At 71.9% G+C, this 17,158-nt stretch carries 10 protein-coding genes; 4 read left to right on the forward strand and 6 right to left on the reverse strand.

Annotated elements, in window-relative coordinates; all coding sequences use genetic code 11:
• Nucleotides 1-4,857 (forward strand): RHS repeat-associated core domain-containing protein (locus AB0C38_RS12605; RefSeq protein ID WP_360671015.1); only part of this gene is annotated, 4,857 nt, incomplete at its 5' end.
• Between the two features lie 12 nt (nt 4,858-4,869).
• Here the strand turns inward: AB0C38_RS12605 and AB0C38_RS12610 are convergent.
• The gene (locus AB0C38_RS12610; RefSeq protein WP_360671017.1) at nt 4,870-5,715 is read right to left on the reverse strand and encodes a PaaX family transcriptional regulator C-terminal domain-containing protein; all 846 of its coding nucleotides are present in this window, start codon (nt 5,713-5,715) and stop codon (nt 4,870-4,872) included.
• A gap of 159 nt (nt 5,716-5,874) precedes the next feature.
• On the opposite strand from AB0C38_RS12610, the gene AB0C38_RS12615 reads away from it, so the two are divergent.
• Entirely contained in the window at nt 5,875-7,194 is a 1,320-nt protein-coding gene (locus AB0C38_RS12615; protein WP_360671020.1) for an MFS transporter, read from the forward strand.
• Nucleotides 7,195-7,454: 260 nt separating this feature from the next.
• Here AB0C38_RS12615 and AB0C38_RS12620 read toward each other — a convergent pair whose 3' ends face one another.
• The 3 genes from AB0C38_RS12620 to AB0C38_RS12630 form a co-directional block, all read right to left on the reverse strand.
• Nucleotides 7,455-8,093, reverse strand: coding sequence for a hypothetical protein (locus tag AB0C38_RS12620; RefSeq protein WP_360671023.1), 639 nt, complete (start codon nt 8,091-8,093; stop codon nt 7,455-7,457).
• A gap of 122 nt (nt 8,094-8,215) precedes the next feature.
• The gene (locus AB0C38_RS12625; RefSeq protein WP_360671026.1) at nt 8,216-9,454 is read right to left on the reverse strand and encodes a serine/threonine-protein kinase; all 1,239 of its coding nucleotides are present in this window, start codon (nt 9,452-9,454) and stop codon (nt 8,216-8,218) included.
• Between the two features lie 59 nt (nt 9,455-9,513).
• Entirely contained in the window at nt 9,514-12,381 is a 2,868-nt protein-coding gene (locus AB0C38_RS12630; RefSeq protein ID WP_360671030.1) for a glycoside hydrolase family 9 protein, read from the reverse strand.
• A 236-nt stretch (nt 12,382-12,617) separates the two neighbouring features.
• Between AB0C38_RS12630 and AB0C38_RS12635 the strand changes: the two genes are divergently transcribed.
• Together AB0C38_RS12635 and AB0C38_RS12640 are read left to right on the forward strand one after the other, a co-directional pair.
• Complete coding sequence (locus tag AB0C38_RS12635) at nt 12,618-13,367, forward strand: glycoside hydrolase (protein WP_360671033.1); 750 nt, start codon at nt 12,618-12,620, stop codon at nt 13,365-13,367.
• A gap of 27 nt (nt 13,368-13,394) precedes the next feature.
• On the forward strand, nt 13,395-14,774 hold the full coding sequence (locus AB0C38_RS12640; RefSeq protein ID WP_360671036.1) for an endo-1,4-beta-xylanase: 1,380 nt from the start codon (nt 13,395-13,397) through the stop codon (nt 14,772-14,774).
• A gap of 57 nt (nt 14,775-14,831) precedes the next feature.
• Here AB0C38_RS12640 and AB0C38_RS12645 read toward each other — a convergent pair whose 3' ends face one another.
• Together AB0C38_RS12645 and AB0C38_RS12650 are read right to left on the reverse strand one after the other, a co-directional pair.
• Entirely contained in the window at nt 14,832-16,205 is a 1,374-nt protein-coding gene (locus tag AB0C38_RS12645) for a DUF6351 family protein (RefSeq protein WP_360671039.1), read from the reverse strand.
• Nucleotides 16,206-16,216: 11 nt separating this feature from the next.
• On the reverse strand, nt 16,217-17,149 hold the full coding sequence (locus tag AB0C38_RS12650; RefSeq protein ID WP_360671042.1) for a hypothetical protein: 933 nt from the start codon (nt 17,147-17,149) through the stop codon (nt 16,217-16,219).
• Nucleotides 17,150-17,158 lie beyond the last annotated feature (9 nt).

Below are 17,158 nucleotides of genomic sequence, written 5' to 3' on the forward strand. Positions count from 1 at the left end.
GCGGACGGCTACCGGCAGCGCGCGCAGGACACCGTGACGCTGCTGGAAACCGCTCAGAAGGGCTGCGAAGGCGCGTCCAGCGGTGTCAAGACCGCGGGCGAGGTCGTCGCGGCGGTGCGGGCGCTGGTGCGCGACATCATCGCCGAGCTGATCGGGCACCTGATCAGCTGGGCGTTGCAGGTGGTGTTCACCCTCGGCATCGGCCTGACCTGGGTGGTCCCGCAGGTGATCGGCGCGGTGGCGAAGACGGCGTCGAAGATCGCGGACCTGGTCAAGCGGCTCGTCACGGCCCTGAAGGCGCTGGTCCCGCTGCTCAAGCGGGCCGGTGACCTGTTCGGGGACGCGGCCAAGGCGCTGAAGAACATCAAGCCGGGCAAGGCCGCCCCGACACCGAAGAACATCGACATCAAGGGCAACCCGAAGGGCCTGGACGGGCCGAAGGGCAAGGGCGGGGACTCCACCACGCCGTCCGGCGCGAAGGGCGACGGCGACGGCACCCACTCCTCGGGGGCGGACGCGCCGCCGAAGACCGACCCGCCACCCGCGTCGAAGGGCCCCGACGACACCCCGAAGAGCCCGGACCCGACGCCTCCGCCGGCGTCGAAGGGTCCGGACGCGAACACGACCCCGTCGAGTACGCCGAAGGGCGACCCCAAGGGCGACGGGTCGCGGATCAAGGACAACAACCCCAAGCCGGACGAACACACCACGCAGACGAAGGACAAGACCGACTGCGGCGACCCGATCGACGTCGCGACCGGCGCCGTGATGCTGGTGCAGGAGGACGTCTCGCTGCCCGGCGCGCTGCCGCTCGTCATCGAGCGCACGCACCTGTCGACCTACCGGGCGGGCCGGCTCTTCGGCCCGACCTGGGCCTCGACCCTGGACGAGCGCCTCGAAGTGGAGCCGGACGGGCTGCACCTGGCGCTGGCCGACGGCACGCTGCTCCGCTACCCGGTCCCGCGCGGGGTGGAGGCGGTCGTCCCGGAGAGCGGCCCATACCTGGCGCTGCGCCGGGTCCGGCACGGCTACATCGTCGGCGACCCGCAGTCCGACCGCATGCGCTACTTCGCGGGTCAGCGCGGCGACACCACGCTGCCGCTGCGCGCGGTCGTCGACGGCGCGGGGAACCGGATCGTGCTGCGCTACCGCGACGGCGTGCCCGTGGCGATCGAGCACTCCGGCGGCTACCGCGTCGAGATCGACAGCGCCGACGGCCTGGTCACGGCGTTGCGCACGGCGGGTTCGCCGGTCCCCCTTGCCGAGTACGGCTACGACGCCGCGCGCCGGCTGGTCCAGGTCGTCGACGCCGTCGGCACCCCGCAGAAGTTCACCTACGACGCCGACGGCCGGCTGGTGCGCTGGGACGACGTCAACGGACGCTGGTACGGCTACGGCTACGACGCCCAGGGTCGCTGCGTGCGGGCCCAGGGCACCGGCGGCTACCTGGACACGACGCTGGCCTACGAGCCCGGCGTCACGACCGTCACCGACTCCCTCGGCGCCGTCACCCGCTACCGGCTCGACGAGCGGCTGCGGGTGATCGGGCAGACCGACCCGCTCGGCAACAGCACCAGCGCCGAGCGGGACCGCTTCGGGCGCGTGCTCGCCGAGACCGACGAGCTCGGCCACGTCACGCGCTGGGACTACGACGAGGTCGGCAACCTCGCCGCGGTGACGCGTCCGGACGGCGGCCTCGTGGTCATCGCCTACGACGAGCGGCACCGGCCCGCCGCGGTGACCGGACCGGACGGCGCCCGGTGGCGCTACGAATACGACCCGCGCGGCAGCCTCGCCCGCGTCGTCGACCCGGCCGGCGCGGCGACCTCCTACACCTACGACCCCTTCACCGGCACCGTGGACTCGGTGACCGACGCCCTCGGCGGGGTCACCCGGATCCAGGCCAACGCGGCGGGCCTGCCTGTGCTCGTCACCGAGCCGGACGGCGCCGTGTGGCGGTACGGCTACGACGCGCTCGGCAACACCAGCAGCGAGACCGACCCGCTGGGCAACACCACCACCACGGTCAGGGACGCCGCCGGCCACGTCGTGCAGGCGCGCGACGCCGACGGCGCGGTCGAGCGGTTCGCGTCGACGGCGCGGGGCAGCTTCGAGGAGCGGACGGACGCGCGCGGCGGGGTCAGCCGCATCGAGTACGCCCAGTTCGACCTGCCGGTCAGCGAGCGGGGTCCCGACGGGGGCACGCTGAAGTACGGCTACGACACCGAGCTGCGGCTCACCTCGGTCACCAACGAACGCGGCCTGGTGTGGCACTACGAGTACGACGCCGCGGGCCGGAAGGTGGGCGAGACCGACTACAACGGGCGCGTTCTGCGCTACGGCTACGACGCCGCGGGGCGGCTCGTGCTCCGCACCAACGGCGCCGGGCAGACCATCACCCTCGAGCGCGACAGCGTGGGCCGCGTCGTGCGGCGCAGCAGCGCCGACGAGGTCGCCGTGTTCACCTACGACGGGGCCGACCGGATGGTCTCGGCGGCCAACGCGCACAGCGAGGTCCGGTTCACCTACGACGGGCTCGGCCGCGTGCTGTCCGAGTCGATCAACGGCCGGGTCGTGCACTTCCGCTACGACGCCCTCGGCCGCCGCGTCGGCCGCCGGACGCCGTCGGGAGCGGAGTCGGTGGTCGGCTACGACACCGGCGCCCGCCCGGTCGTGCTGACCACCGCCGGACGCACCCTGCGGTTCGGTTACGACGCCGTGGGCCGGGAGACGGTGCGCAGCCTGCTCAACGGCACCTCGCCGGTGGCGGAACTGCGCCAGGACTGGACCCCGACCGGGCAGCTGTCGGCGCAGACGGTGCTCCGCGGCGCGGACACCGTGCAGCGGCGCGAATACGGCTACCTGCCCGACGGCTACCTCGCCGGGGTCAGCGACCTGATCTCCGGCCCGCGCACCCTCGACGTCGACGCGAGCGGACGGGTCCGCGCCGTGCGCGGCCCGCGCTGGCAGGAGAACTACGACTACGACGTGACCGGTGCCGTCACCGGAGCCGGCTGGTCCGGCGCGCCCGAAGCCAGCGGTCCCCGCGCCTACACCGGCACCCTGCTCACCGCCGCCGGCCCCACCGGCTACACCCACGACGCGGACGGGCGCGTCGTCGCCCGCGAGCGCGGCGGGAAGCGCTGGACGTATGAGTGGAGCGCGGAGAACCGGCTGATCGGCGTGCGCACGCCGGAGGGCGTGGTGTGGCACTACCGCTACGACCCGTTCGGCCGGCGGATCGCCAAGCAGCGCCTGGACACCGCCACCGGCATGGTCGCCGAGCAGGTCGAGTTCGCCTGGGACGGGCAGCTGCCCGCCGAGCAGGTCCACAGTGGACCGGGCCGGCCGCTGGTCGCCACGGTGTGGGAGTACGCGCCCGGCGCGCGGCTTCCGCTCACCCAGACCGAACGCGTCCTCGGCACCGGCGGCGCGGACCGGTTCCACGCGATCGTCGCCGACCTGGTCGGCGCGCCCGCGGAGCTGGTCGACGACACCGGCACGCTGGCCGGCCACCTGCACACGGCGTTGTGGGGCCCGGCCGCCTCGGCCGGCGGAACGGCGAGCACCCCGCTGCGGTTCCCGGGCCAGTACCACGACCCCGAGACCGGGCTGCACTACAACCGGTACCGCTACTACGATCCCGAGACCGGGCGCTACCTCTCCCACGACCCGCTGGGCCTGACCCCGGCGCCGGACTCGCTGGCCTACGTCGGCAACCCGACCGCCATGATCGACCCGCTCGGCCTGGCGCCGACCCGGACCACGCCCTGCGCGGCCGCCCGCGCCCAGGCCCACCCCTACGCCAGGGGGAACTCCGGGCCGTCGACGAGCACCCGCACGTATCCGGAAAGCACCTACGGCGACAAGAAGGTCGAGCGCAAGCGCCTCGACGACAAGTACGACTACAAGATCAACGGCAACAAGACGCACCAGTCCGAGCACGCCGGCGGCTTCGACATCCTGAGCGACAACGGCGGCGCGAAGGCGGCTCGCAAGGACCAAGGTCCACTGGAGAACAACGCCTACGCGTACTACGAGGACCTGCCCAACCACCGGTACCACCCGGGCACGGGCGCCGGCAGCGCCAGCCACGAATCCGGGTTCACCAAGGGCGACGTCCGGAAGGAGCCCAATACGACCCCGGACGACAACCTCGGTTACAACGACCGCCTCGGTTCGTACCGGAACGCGCAGCGCAACGCCATCGAGGCCAACGACCCGAGCACCGCGGTCCAGCTCAACCAGCTCGGCTACAGCCACCAGCAGGGCTTCCACACGCAGGAGATCGGGAAGGCGGGGCACCCCGACCCCGTCAGCTTCTCCGACAACGTCTACCACGGCAACGACAAGAACCACGTCCACCACGAAGATCACCCGCTGTACGACAAGGACACGGCCGACGCGGCGAAGGCCGAACAGGACCGGCGGGACGCCATCAAGGCCGACCCGAACCACCCGGGCCACGCCACCTACGACGCCGAGCAGAAGCGGATGGCCGTCGCCGACGACTCGTACCACAAGATGATCGACGACATGCACTCCAGCGGCGAGGGCATGCGGTACAACCCGCAGGCCGGCGCCGCCACCCCGGCGGGCGGGCACACGGTGGACGGCGGCCACGTGACCACCAAGCCGATCGACAAGTGGGACGCGGCCGAGATGCACGGCGCGCGCGACGCGGGCCGGACCGGAGAATGGCCGGGCTACGGCGGCTTCTACAAGAACCCGACGGCCGACGACTGGGCCGCCCTCGACCGCGGCGACCTCGACCCACCGCAGCTCAAGAACATCACGGACCAGGACATCGCGGACTTCAAGGCGAAGAAGGACCCCAACGCGATGGACCTCGACTGAGCGACGGCCCGCTCAGCCGGCCCCGGGCGCGACCGGATCGGACGGCGTCGTCAGTTCGAGCGTCTCGTGGGCCAGCCGGGCCGCGCCGTCGCGGAGGTCTTCGTCGAGCTTGCGGAACAGCTGCTCGGCCGGGATCGCGGGCCAGTCGCGGGGCAGGTGCTCGGCCGGGAGGTGGGGATCCTGCCGGACGACGTGCAGCCAGTCCGCGTGCAGCATCAGCTGCCGCGTGAGGTCGTCCGGCCACGGTGCCCGGCCGGTGTCCCACTTCGCCAGGAAGTCGTGGTACCGCAAGGCGATCGTCTCGGTGTCGAAGGCCTTGCGGACGAGCTCGGCCGCTTCCGTCGGCCGCGCGGGATGCGCCGTGAAGACCGTGACGTGCCCGTCGAGGCCGAGCTGCTCGACGATCGCCGTCACGTCCCGGACGCCCGGCGCGACCCACAAACCGTTCTGCACCGGGCCGAACCCCGCCCAGGTCAGCTGCCGGCGCAGGTCGTGCCGGTCGCCGCGGCGGGTGTCCGGCAGCGAGAAGCCGACCAGCGTCCAGCCGCCGTCGCCGGACCGGTTGACCGCGCCGGTCTCCCAGATCCGCCGCCTGCCGTCCTCGAGGACCGCGGCGAGCCGCTCGCTGAGTCCGAAGTAGACCTTGCGGCCCTGCCGGTGGCGCGTCAGCAGCCCGCTGCCCGCCATCCGGGTCAGCGTCGAGCGCACCGCCTCCTCCGAGACGCGGACGCGGCCGAACACGTCGATCACGCTGCCCGAGTAGATGGCCGTCGCCCGGTCGAGCAGGTGGATGCCCAGGAAGGTCAGCATGACGGACTTCGGGCGGGGCCCGGAGCCGGTTTCGTCGAGGTGCACCACGATCGCCACTTTAACCCGGCGAGACCGCCACCTGATGTTGTGCAGAACGTTGACGGCCGTCATGGCGATGACTAACGTTTGTGACTCGCGTCACCGTCGTCCGCTCCCGGACGAACCTGCCTCCCGTCGCAACGGCCCCCAACGACGAGGGTGACCTCCATGAGCACGCAGCTCCGCAGAGCGGTCGCGTCCAGCTTCCTCGGCAGCCTGATCGAGTACTACGACTTCCTCCTCTACGCCACGGCCAGCGCGGTGGTCTTCGGCAAGGTCTTCTTCGCCGACCTCGATCCGGCGCTGGCCACGGTCGCCAGCTTCGGCACGTTCGCCACCGGCTACCTCGCCCGCCCGCTCGGCGGCCTCATCTTCGGCCACTTCGGCGACCGGCTGGGCCGCAAGCGGATGCTCGTGCTGACCATGACCCTGATGGGCGTGTCGAGCTTCCTCATCGGCCTGCTCCCCGGCTACGACAAGATCGGCTCGGTCGCTCCCGTCGGCCTGGTCGTGCTCCGCGTGGTCCAGGGCATCGCCGTCGGCGGCGAGTGGGGCGGCGCCGTGCTGATGTCCGCCGAACACGCCCGGTCCCGCCGCGGCCTGTGGGCCGGCTTCACCAACGCCGGCGCGCCGAGCGGCATGGTCGTGTCGACGCTCGCGATGTCCGGCACCGCCGCGCTCACCTCCGAGGCGGACTTCCTCGCCTGGGGCTGGCGGATCCCGTTCCTGCTCAGCATCGTCCTGCTCGGGATCGGCCTGTTCGTGCGCTCCCGCGTCGACGAGACGCCCGCGTTCCTGGCCGCCGCGAAGAAGGAGGAACGCCGCCGGCTGCCGGTGGTCGCCGTCCTGCGCGACCACCCGCGCGTGCTCCTGCTGGGCATCGGCGTCGGCCTCGCCGCGTTCGTCGTCCAGGCCACGCTGACCACGTTCGTGCTCGCTTACGGCGTCCAGCAAGGACATCCGAGGCAGGAGGTGCTCAACGCGCTCACCGTGTCCTCCGCCTGCGCGGTGGTGGGGATCCTGCTGTGGTCCGCGCTGTCCGACCGCGTCGGCCGCCGCCCGGTCGTCCTGGCCGGGGTGGTCGTCATGGCGGTGTTCGGGTTCCTGCTGTTCCCGATGGTCCGCAGCGGCAGCGGCTTCCTGCTCGTCCTCGCGCTGGTGATCGGCCAGGGCGTGATCCACCCGATGATGTACGGCCCGCTGGCCGCCCTCTACTCCGAGCTCTTCGCCACCGAAAACCGCTACACCGGCGCGTCGCTCGGCTACCAGCTCGCCGGGCTCGGCGCCGGCTTCGCGCCGCTGATCTTCGCGCAGCTCCAACGCGCCAACGGCGGCGGCTCGACGACGCCGGTGTCCTGGACGATCGCCGCGTTCTGCGTCCTGTCCGCGGTCTGCGTCCTCGCGCTGAAGGAGACGAACCGCCGCGACCTGACCCCGGACCTGACCGCGAGCACCGCCGATCGGCAGCGGGAGGAAAACCGGCAGTAGGCGGGCGACTTCTCCCCGCACGGAACCCCAGTCACCTGCGACGACGCGGCCCGGGCACCGCCGGCCGTGACCGTTCACCGGAATGCCAGGTTTCGCCCTGCGGCCGCAGGGAATTACTCCCATACGGGCCTGATCGGAACTCCCCCCTCGCGGTCAGGTCCAGGTCCCGGATCCCACCGCGCTCTCCCCTCTGCGCGATGGTGCCGGGACCGCGCGCCGGCCGTGGGTGCGCCGGGCCAGTCCCCGCACCCACGGCCCGGCTACGCCCGGCGGGTCCGGGACGCCACCACCGCGGCGACCACCGTCCAGACCATGCACAGGACCCGGCCGACCGGCAGGAACGCGCTCGCGTAGTAGAACACCAGCGACAGCACCGAAAGCATCGCCAGCGTGCCGGCGACGTAGCCGAACCACCGGGTCGGCGAGCCGGCGAGCCCCGCGCGGCCGAGTGCTTTCGCGGCGACGAAGACGAAGAGCCCCAAGGTGGCGACGTTCGCGACGCCACCGGTGTAGAAGCTCCCCTGCCTCAGCACCTCGATGGTCTCGAAGGACGCCGATGCGGCGACGACCGTCAAGGCGACCGTGAGAGCGCACGAAACCAGCATCGCCAGCACGGACACCACCGCGATGCCGGTGAACCGGCGGACGGCGCGAGCGAAGACGGCGAACCCGAGGACGGAGACGGCCTGCAGCGCGGCGACAGTCACCGCGGCAGCGGGGTTGGCGGCGTAGTAGGCGGCGACGTCGGCCGCCGGCGCGCCGGGCAGCGGCAGGCTGCGATCGCTGAGCCCGCCGGTGAAACTCACCGCGAGGTAGGCGACGAGGAAGACGGCCGCCCCGGTGATCGCGCGGCCGCCGAACGCGGCCCGCGTGGGTGTTCCGGATAGGGATGTGGACACGACGATGTCCCTTCTTGGTCGGGAAGTCCGGCAAAAACGACTTCCCGACCATGCCGCAGCGGCACGGTGGTCCGCGTCGGCACAGAAGCGACACCGGGATACGCAGTCGGACGTACGCCGCCTCAGCGCGTCGAGCAGCTGAGGGACTCGGGAGTGCGGCCGGCTCCGCCGGTTACGGCGACCAGCCCGAACGTGGTCGTGCCGTCGACGGTCACCCTGCCGTTCCAGATCTCGTTGACGACCGTGACCGAGACACCCGAACGCTCGACCTTCGCGTCCCAGAGGTCGTCCACCCGGCGACCGGCGGCGGGTTGCCAGGTGACGGCCCAGCCGGTGATCCCCACCGGTCCCGCGTTCCGCACGGTGACGAGCATCTTGTAGCCGCCGGACCAGGACTCGGTCACCTGCGCCGTCGCCGCGCAGCCCGCCGCGCCGGGCGCCGGCGTGGGCGGGCGGACGATCCCCGGCGAAGCGATGACCGGCCGGTTCGCCGCACCGGTCACCGCCACTCCGATCACCGTGGCCCCCGCGATGACGACGACAGCGGCGGCCACGAGCACGGTCCGGCGCTTCCCGGTCCGGCGCTTCAGGGGCCGCGGGCGCGCGACCGGTGCCGGTTCGAACGGTTTCCGGGGTCCCGCGGCCACTTTGGCGAACATTTCCGCGGCTTCGGCCATACCCGGCCGCCGATCGGGGTCCCGCCGGAGCATCCGCAGCAGGACATCCGCGAGCGGGCCGGTCCGGACCGGCGCGATGACGTCCTCCCGGTCACCCTCGGCCGCTCCGCTGGGCGGGTGCCCCTCGAGCGCCGTGTACAGGGTCGCGCCGAGGGAATAGACGTCGGACCGGGCGGTCGCGTCGGCGCCACCGGCAACCTCGGGCGCCAGATAAGCAATGGCCTCCCCCTTCGCCCGGGCGACGCCGAAATCGGCGATCTTGGCCGTACCGTCGTGGGTCAGGAGCACGGTGCCCGGGTTGACATCGCGATGCAGGATCCCGTCCCGGTGGGCGGCGGCGAGCGCCGCCGCGACCTGCCGGCCGATGCCGGCGACCATGCCCCGCGGCAGCCGCCCGCGTTCGGCCAGTACCTCCGCCAGGCAGGTCGGCAGCAACTCCATGACCAGGAACGGTTTTCCCTGGTGTTCGATCACGTCGTACACGGTGACCGCATGGGGATGCGACAGCTTCGCGGCGACGCGAGCCTCACGCAGCGACGCTTCGCCGGCGGGAACGAGCTGTTTCACCGCGACGTCACGATCCAGCTGTTCGTCGCGCGCCCGCCACACCTCGCCGCGGTCGTCAAGCCCGGCCTTCGCCCGGAGCCGGTAGCGTCCGGCGACCAGGTCTCCCTCGTCCGCCATAGACCCTCCGGCACTCGTCACCACAGCCACCGCACACACGGCTGTGGTGACCGCCCGGTTCAGCCGCACGTCCTCCCGTTCACCGTGAACGACTGCGGACGGGCGTTGCTCCCCGTGTAGCTGCCGTTGAAGCCGATCGACGCCGACTGGCCCGGGGCCAGCGCGCTGTTCCAGGACATGGCGGTCGCGGTCACGTCCGTGCCGGACTGGGCCCACGTCGCCGACCAGCCCTGCGTCACCTTCTGGTCGCCCGGGAAGGTGAAGCCCAGCTTCCAGCCGGTCCACGCCGTCGTGCCCGTGTTCTTGACCGTGACGGCGGCCGTGAAGCCGCCGTTCCACGTGTTCGCCGCGTACGTCACCTCGCAGCCGCCCGCCGGGGTGGCCGGCTGCGTCGTGAACTGCGCGGTGGCCGAGTCCGGGCTCGTCAGGCCCGCGCCGTTGCGCGCCACCACGAGTACGGTGTACGCGGTCGACGGCGCGAGCCCCGTCAAGGTCGCCGTCGTGCCGGTGACGGTGGTGAGGACCGTGCGGGCCGAGCCGGTCACGCGGACCACGTCGTAACTCGCGACGCCGCTCTCCGCGTCCGCGGCCGCCGTCCACGTCAGCGTCGCGCCGCCGCTGGAGACCGCGGACACGGCGGGGGTGCCCGCCGCGGCCGGCGCCGTCGTGTCCACAGTGGACGACGACTTCTCGGCGGTCCAGCCGGTCAGCCAGGCCAGCGCCGCGTTCCAGTTGATCGCGACCTCGTTGACCGAGTACGCCTGGATGTCGTCGACGAAGCACCGCTGGGGCGCGCAGCCGGCCAGCAGCCGCGCCGCGGTCGGGTCCTGCAGGCCGCTGTTGGGGCCGCCCGACAGCGCGCCGGGCGGGGCGGTCGGCAGCGACGCGTCCAGCTGGTGCGCCCAGAACCGGTGGTGCACGTTCGACACCGGCTGGTCCCCGTGGCCGGAGACGTAGGAGTAGTTCGCCGGGTTGCGGCCCAGCAGGTAGTCCAGCGCCGCGAACGCGCCGTCGCGGTACTTGTCCTGCTTCGTGAAGTCGTAGGCCAGGGCGAGCACCACGCCGTTGTTGGCCACCAGGCCGTTGGATCCCCATTCGTACGAGCCGTCGGCCGTGCGGTAGGGCGCCGGGTACCCCATGGCGCGCATCTGCGCCAGGTGGCTGTCGGCGGTCGTGGTGACGGCGGTCTTGATCGCGGCGACGTCCGCCGCGGGCAGGTCGGTGGCCACCAGGGCGAGGGTGATGTCCCCGAGCGCGCCCGTCGAGGCCCAGTCGAAGCCGTGGGTGGAGAAGCTGACGCCGCGGTACAGCGACGACCCCGTGACGTCGCCGCGGTAGGCGCTCTTTCCCGTGGTGGCGAACAGTTCCGCGGCGGCCCAGTAGAACTCGTCGGTCACGGTGTTGTCGCTGTAGGTACCACCGCCGGTGCCGTCGTTCGGGTCGGCCAGGACGTTCGGGTTGGCCTTCGCCGCCGCGTACGCCTTCTCGGCCGCCGCAAGCAGCTTCGCCGAGTACGCCGGGTCGATGGTCCGCCACAGCCGGGACGCCTGCGCCGCGACGGCGGCCGTGTTCAGCGTCGCGGCCGTGCTCGGCGGCGACAACCGGCGTGGCTGGCTGTCCTGGTCGGGCCGGGTGGGCAGGGACGTCCACTGCGCGTCGTGGATCTTGTGGTGCACCATGCCCGCGCCCGGTTTTCCGTCCGGCACCTGCATTTCCAGCAGGAAGTCGACCTCCCAGCGGGCTTCGTCGAGGATGTCGGGCACGCCGTTGGCGCGCTCCGGGATCGCCAGTTTCCCGTCGCCCAGCGCACTCGCGTCGCCCAGCTTCAGCGCCCGCTCGTACTCGTCGAGCAGCTCCCAGGCCGCGATTCCACCGTTGACGACGTACTTGCCGTGGTCGCCCGCGTCGTACCAGCCGCCGCGCACGTCGAGGGTGTAGCCGCAGGTCAGGTCCGACCGGCAGGGGACGTTGTCGTCACCCTGGTTCGGCGCGACGTTCACGTGCCCCGCCGGGCGCGCGTAGGCCGCGCCGGCGTACTGGGCCTCGATCGCGATCCCGCTGCGCTGGTGGTAGAAGAACGCCAGGGAGTCCTGGCGCAGCTTCTGCAGCTCGTCGGCGGAGATGGCGAACGGGAAGCTGGTTTCGGACCCGACGGTCAGCGTGTAGCCGGTGCCCGCGGTGTCGTAGGCGGAGAAGTCGATCTCGTGCACGTTCTCGCCGGACGGCGCGTCCGCACCCCGGGGCGTGGTCTGCCCGGTGGCCACGGCGGTCCCGGCGGAGTTCTTCAACGTCCACGTCTGCGCCGTGGCCGAGTCGCTGATCAGGGTGGCCCGCTTGGGCAGGCCCGGCACGTAGCTCTCCTGGTTCACCCGGATGCCGCTCGTCGGCGGCAGGCCACCGGGCGGGACGACGCCGCCGACCAGGGAGATGTTGTCCAGGCAGACGGTGTTGGCGGCGGCCTGCCCGCCGAACCAGAAGGCCAGCTGGCCGTTGCCGGCGGCCGGGAAGTCCAAAGTGGACGTGAAGGTGACCGTGAAGTGCTGCGTCGACGGTGTCACCGTCAGGTCGGTCCGCGAGATCTGCCGGTAAGGGGACACGGCTTCGCCCGCGACGGCGGAGATCTGCTGAGTGGTCGTCGCGTGCGCGTCGAAGGTCAGGGTGTAGAGCTGGCCCGCCTCGAACGGGACGCCGTTCTGGCCGGACAGCGCGTCGTAGCCGTTGGCCGTGCCGCCGGGGACGTCGGTGCAGAACTCCCCGCCGGTGACACGACCTGTCGTGCCCGACCCCGCCCACCACGGATCGGGGGTGCCGCCGGAAAAGGTGCCGTTGAGCAGGCGCTCGTACTCCGCGGCCGACGCGGGCACGGCGGTCGCCGTCAGCCCGAGCGCCACCGCGGCCAGCAAGGCCAGCACCTTCTTTGCCCGCATACGCCAGCTCCTCGTCTTCGTCGGCGTGCTGATGGTGATCCGGACTGAGAGCGCTCCCAGCCGACGGTAACCGGCCCCCGCGCCCTTGGCAATCGTCAGCGAAACTTTCGAAGGGTGAAACGGAAAATTGATCACGGCCGAGGTCTTTGCTCGCCGGTTCCCTTGTGGTTTCATCAGAACCTGCCCGAACTGAGAGCGCTCCCAGAGCGCTCCCCACAACGAAGTGGAGGCGGCACGTGAAACTGAAGCACGCCCTGTCCGCGGTAGCACTGATCACGGCCGGCCTCGTCGCTCCGGCCGTCGGCGCGGCTCCGGCCGCCCACGCGGACACCCTCATCTGCGACCAGTACGGCACCACCACGATCGGCGGCCGCTACGTCGTCATGAACAACCGGTGGGGCAGCAGCGCACAGCAGTGCATCAACGTCACCGGCAGCGGGTTCCGGATCCAGACCCAGCAGGGCTCCACCAGCGGCGGCGCCCCCTTGTCGTACCCGGCGGTCTACGCCGGGTGCCACTACGGGAACTGCTCCCCCGGCACGAACCTGCCGCGGCAGCTGAGCCGGATCGGCAGCGTGTCGTCGTCGATCTCCTACACCTACACCAGTGGCACCTTCGACGCCTCCTACGACATCTGGCTGGACCCGACCGCGAAGACCAACGGGGTCAACCAGATGGAGCTGATGATCTGGTTCAACCGCACCGGATCGGTGCAGCCGGTCGGCGGCCGGGTGGGCACCACCAGCATCGGCGGCCGGAGCTGGGAGGTGTGGCAGGGCAACAACGGCGGCAACGACGTGGTCTCCTACGTCGCCCAGTCGCCGATCTCGAGCTGGTCGTTCAGCGTCCTGGACTTCGTCAACGACGTCGACGCCCGCACCCGCGTCGATCGGTCCTGGTACCTGACCAGCATCCAGGCCGGGTTCGAGCCGTGGAGCGGCGGCGTCGGCCTGGCGGTCAACTCGTTCTCGGCCACCGTCAGCTGAAAACCCCGTGTGCGGAAAGGGACGAACATGAAGATCACCTCGCGGTCGTGGTCACGAGCCGCGCTCGCTTCGACGCTCTTGGCGGCCTCGCTCGGGGTGACGCTGGTGCTGGCCACCTCCGCCGGCGCCGCCACGACCCTCGGTGCGTCGGCCGCCCAGACCGGCCGCTACTTCGGCACCGCCGTCTCGGCCGGGAAGCTCGGCGACTCGACCTACGCGGGCATCCTGAGCCGCGAGTTCACTATGGTCACGGCCGAGAACGAGATGAAGTGGGACGCCACCGAGCCCAACCAGAACCAGTTCAGCTACACCAACGGGGACCGCATCCTCAACCAGGCGGTGAGCAACGGCCAGCGGGTCCGCGGGCACGCGTTGCTGTGGCACCAGCAGCAACCGGGCTGGGCCCAGAGCCTGAGCGGCTCCGCCCTGCGGCAAGCCGCGATCAACCACGTCACCCAGGTAGCCACGCACTACAAGGACAAGGTCTACGCCTGGGACGTCGTCAACGAGGCCTTCGCCGACGGCGGGGGCGGCGGCCGGCGTGACTCCAACCTCCAGCGCACCGGCAACGACTGGATCGAAGCCGCCTTCCGCGCGGCGCGGGCCGCCGACCCCGGCGCGAAGCTCTGCTACAACGACTACAACACCGACGGCGTGAACGCCAAGAGCACCGGAATCTACACCATGGTGCAGGACTTCAAGTCCCGCGGCGTCCCGATCGACTGCGTCGGCTTCCAGTCCCACCTGACCAACTCCGCGCCGAGCGACTACCAGGCCAACCTGCAGCGGTTCGCCGACCTCGGCGTCGAAGTCCAGATCACCGAGCTGGACATCTCGGGCTCCAACCAGGCCAGTGTCTACGGCACGGTCACGCGCGCCTGCATGGCCGTCGCCCGCTGCGCCGGCATCACCGTGTGGGGCATCCGCGACAGCGACTCCTGGCGCACCGGTGAGAACCCGCTCCTGTTCGACAACAACGGCAACAAGAAGGCCGCTTACACGAGCGTCCTCGACGCGCTGAACGCCGGCGGCGCGACCACGACCCCGACCACGCCCACCACGACGACGACACCCACCACCCCCACCACTCCGACTACGACGACCACACCTCAGCCGGGCGGATGCAGTGCCGCGGTCTCCTTGAACTCGTGGAACGGCGGGTTCGTGGCGACGGTGAAGGTCACGGCCGGCTCCACCGCGCTCAACGGCTGGTCGGTGACGACGAACCTGCCCTCCGGCGCGGCGGTCACCAACGGCTGGAGCGCCACCAACAGTGGCACCAGCGGCGCCGTGGCCTGGACCAACGTCGGCTACAACGGCAGCGTCGCGGCCGGGCAGTCCACCGAGTTCGGCTTCCAGGGCACGGGCAGTGCCGACGGCATCACGGCGGCCTGCGCGGCAAGCTGATCCGCTCCACCGCCGGGGCCCGGCACCGCACACCGGGCCCCGGCACCTCCCCTCGGTTCAGTGAGCGGCAGGGTACCGCCGGTTGAAGTGCGGAAGTGCGTAGCTCAGGTAGCGTCCCGCCGTGCCGTCCGCGGCGGCCGCCAGCCGGTTCATCGTGCCCGGCGCGGTGTCGGGCCAGTGCCCGGTCCGCAGCCGGGTCAGCATCCGGTCGACGGCGGCCTGCTGTTCGCCGGTCGTGTAGGTGCAGTGCCCGGCCGTCCGCACGTAGGTCTGCCGGAGCAGGGACGCGTTGCCGGCCTCGCGGGCCAACGCGCCGTAGGACTGCTGCTGGGCGACGGTCGAGATCTGGTCGCCGGTGCCGTTGACCGTGAGCACCGGGATCCGCAGGTCACCGGTGAAGACGATGCCCCGCTTCAGGTACGCCGCGGCGGCGGGATCGGCGGATACGCGCGGCTCGGCGGCGAGCCGGCCGAGGTCTGCGCGCAGGTCGAGCCCCGCCCGCTCGTACAGCCGCCGCACCGCGTTCTGCTGGCTCGGCGCCGCCATCGTGAGCTGGCGCGCGTAGTCGACACCCGTGTTCCAGGACGGATTCCCGCCCGACAGCTGCTCGATCGTCCGGCGGCTGCTGACCGCCTGCCCGAGGTACGGCAGCGGACCGCCGGCCAGCGCCAGGAACATGCCCTGTTCGACGCCGGTCACGTCGCGGTCGTCGGGGACGGGGGTCGGCGTACCGTCCGCGGCCAGGCCCCAGCCCGGCAGCTGGCCGATCGCCGCCGCCAACGCGATGCGCGCCTGGCCCGCGGCGGTCGCCTGGGCCGACGTCACGGCCGAAATCCACTGCTGCTGCGTTCCGGGGATGTCGGCGGGGATGCCGGTCACCGGGAGCGCGGTATCGCGGAACAGCAGGGTCTTCAGCGTGAAGACGGTGTCGAGCTTCTGGTTCCACTGCCCGACCGAGCCGCCGAGGCCGCCGCACATCGGGATCGCCGCGTCGAACCGGCCGGGGTACACCTGCGCCACCCCGGCGGCGACCATGCCGCCCATCGAGCGGCCTTCGGCGATCGCGTACCGGGCCCGGCCGAACGCGGTTTCGAAGCGGCCGAGCGCGGCCGCCTGGTTGTCGATGGCGCGCGCGATGGTCCAGCTGGTGATCGTGCGGGTGGTGCCGCCCACCGCGTAGCCGCGTTGCAGGAGGCTCGCGGTGAGCGGGCTCGCCAGGCCGCCCGCGGCGAAGTCGAGGTCCACCAGCACGGCGCCGTTCCACCGGGCGGGCTTGGCGAACGTGTACGGCGTGCCGTCGGTCAGCTGCCCGTCGACGCACCGCGCCGAGACGCCCGGACACGGCGTTCCGGCTTCCGCCGCCTGGGCGGTGGCAGGAAAGGCAGCGGCGACGACCACGGCCGCGGCCGCCAAGGTGATTCCGGTACCCATGAACGCTCCTGTCAGAAGTTCTTGCTGCTGACGGTCCAGCCCGGCGTGGCGCACAGACCGCAGCCCGCGCCGAGGAAGTAGCCGCGCGCGGTGCGGTTGCCGTTGAGGGTGAAGTCGAACCAGGCGACCAGAACCCGGACGGCTTCCTCGCGGACGCTCGGGTCGGGGTTGCCGTCACGCTGGCCGTACACGAACCCGGTGTGGCCCGCGGCCGGGTTGGTCGCCCGGACCGCGGGGACGGTGACCAGGTCGTAGTTGGCCCCGCTGTTGGGGTAGGCGACGTCGTTCGGGCCGCCGTCGACGAACAGCGTGGGCGTGTGCAGCTTCCGCAGGTTCTCCCGGCCGTAGCCGAGGGTGCCGTCTTCGAAGAACCCGCTGTCCAGCGACAGCACGGACTTCACCCGCGGGTCCGCGCCCGCGACGAGCGCTTCGATGCCGCCGCACGAGTGGCCGGTGACGCCGATGCGCCGCGGGTCGAGCCGGTCGCGCAGGTCGCTCCCCCGGCGGTCGTTCTCGCGCCCGGCCCAGGTGATCGCGTCGGTGATCACCTTCGGGTCCGGGCTGCCGTTCTCGGTCAGGGCAGGCTTGTCGAACCCGCCGACGGCCACGACGACGAACCCGTGCGCGGCGAGCAGCGTCTCGACGGTCAGCAGCTCGTCGTTGCTCACGTGCCGGCACGCGCCGTTGCCGAACACCACGACCGGCAGGCGGCCCCGCACCCGGTCCAGGTCGGCAGGCCGGTAGACGGTGTATTCGGCGGCGTAGTTCCCCGTCCTGGCCGCGGCTTCGCGGACCACCGGGTGGAACACCGCGGCGGCGGGCGGCTCGGGCGCGGCCGCCACGGCGATTTCGGTGTCGGAAGGGCGGGTCGCCACCGCCGCGGTGAGCGCGACGACAGCTGTCACCGCGGCGACGAGGGCGGGCTTGAGGAACGCTTTTCCCATCGGGAGTCC

The organism is Amycolatopsis sp. NPDC048633, from assembly GCF_040650695.1.
Classification (GTDB): Bacteria; Actinomycetota; Actinomycetes; order Mycobacteriales; family Pseudonocardiaceae; genus Amycolatopsis.

Bases quoted from the DNA above. Each gene is read 5' to 3' on its own strand.
- AB0C38_RS12615 (WP_360671020.1), top strand. From the start codon at position 5,875: ATGAGCACGCAGCTCCGCAGAGCGGTCGCGTCCAGCTTCCTCGGCAGC.
- AB0C38_RS12625 (WP_360671026.1), bottom strand. From the start codon at position 9,454: ATGGCGGACGAGGGAGACCTGGTCGCCGGACGCTACCGGCTCCGGGCG.
- AB0C38_RS12630 (WP_360671030.1), bottom strand. From the start codon at position 12,381: ATGCGGGCAAAGAAGGTGCTGGCCTTGCTGGCCGCGGTGGCGCTCGGG.
- AB0C38_RS12640 (WP_360671036.1), top strand. From the start codon at position 13,395: ATGAAGATCACCTCGCGGTCGTGGTCACGAGCCGCGCTCGCTTCGACG.
- AB0C38_RS12645 (WP_360671039.1), bottom strand. From the start codon at position 16,205: ATGGGTACCGGAATCACCTTGGCGGCCGCGGCCGTGGTCGTCGCCGCT.
- AB0C38_RS12650 (WP_360671042.1), bottom strand. From the start codon at position 17,149: ATGGGAAAAGCGTTCCTCAAGCCCGCCCTCGTCGCCGCGGTGACAGCT.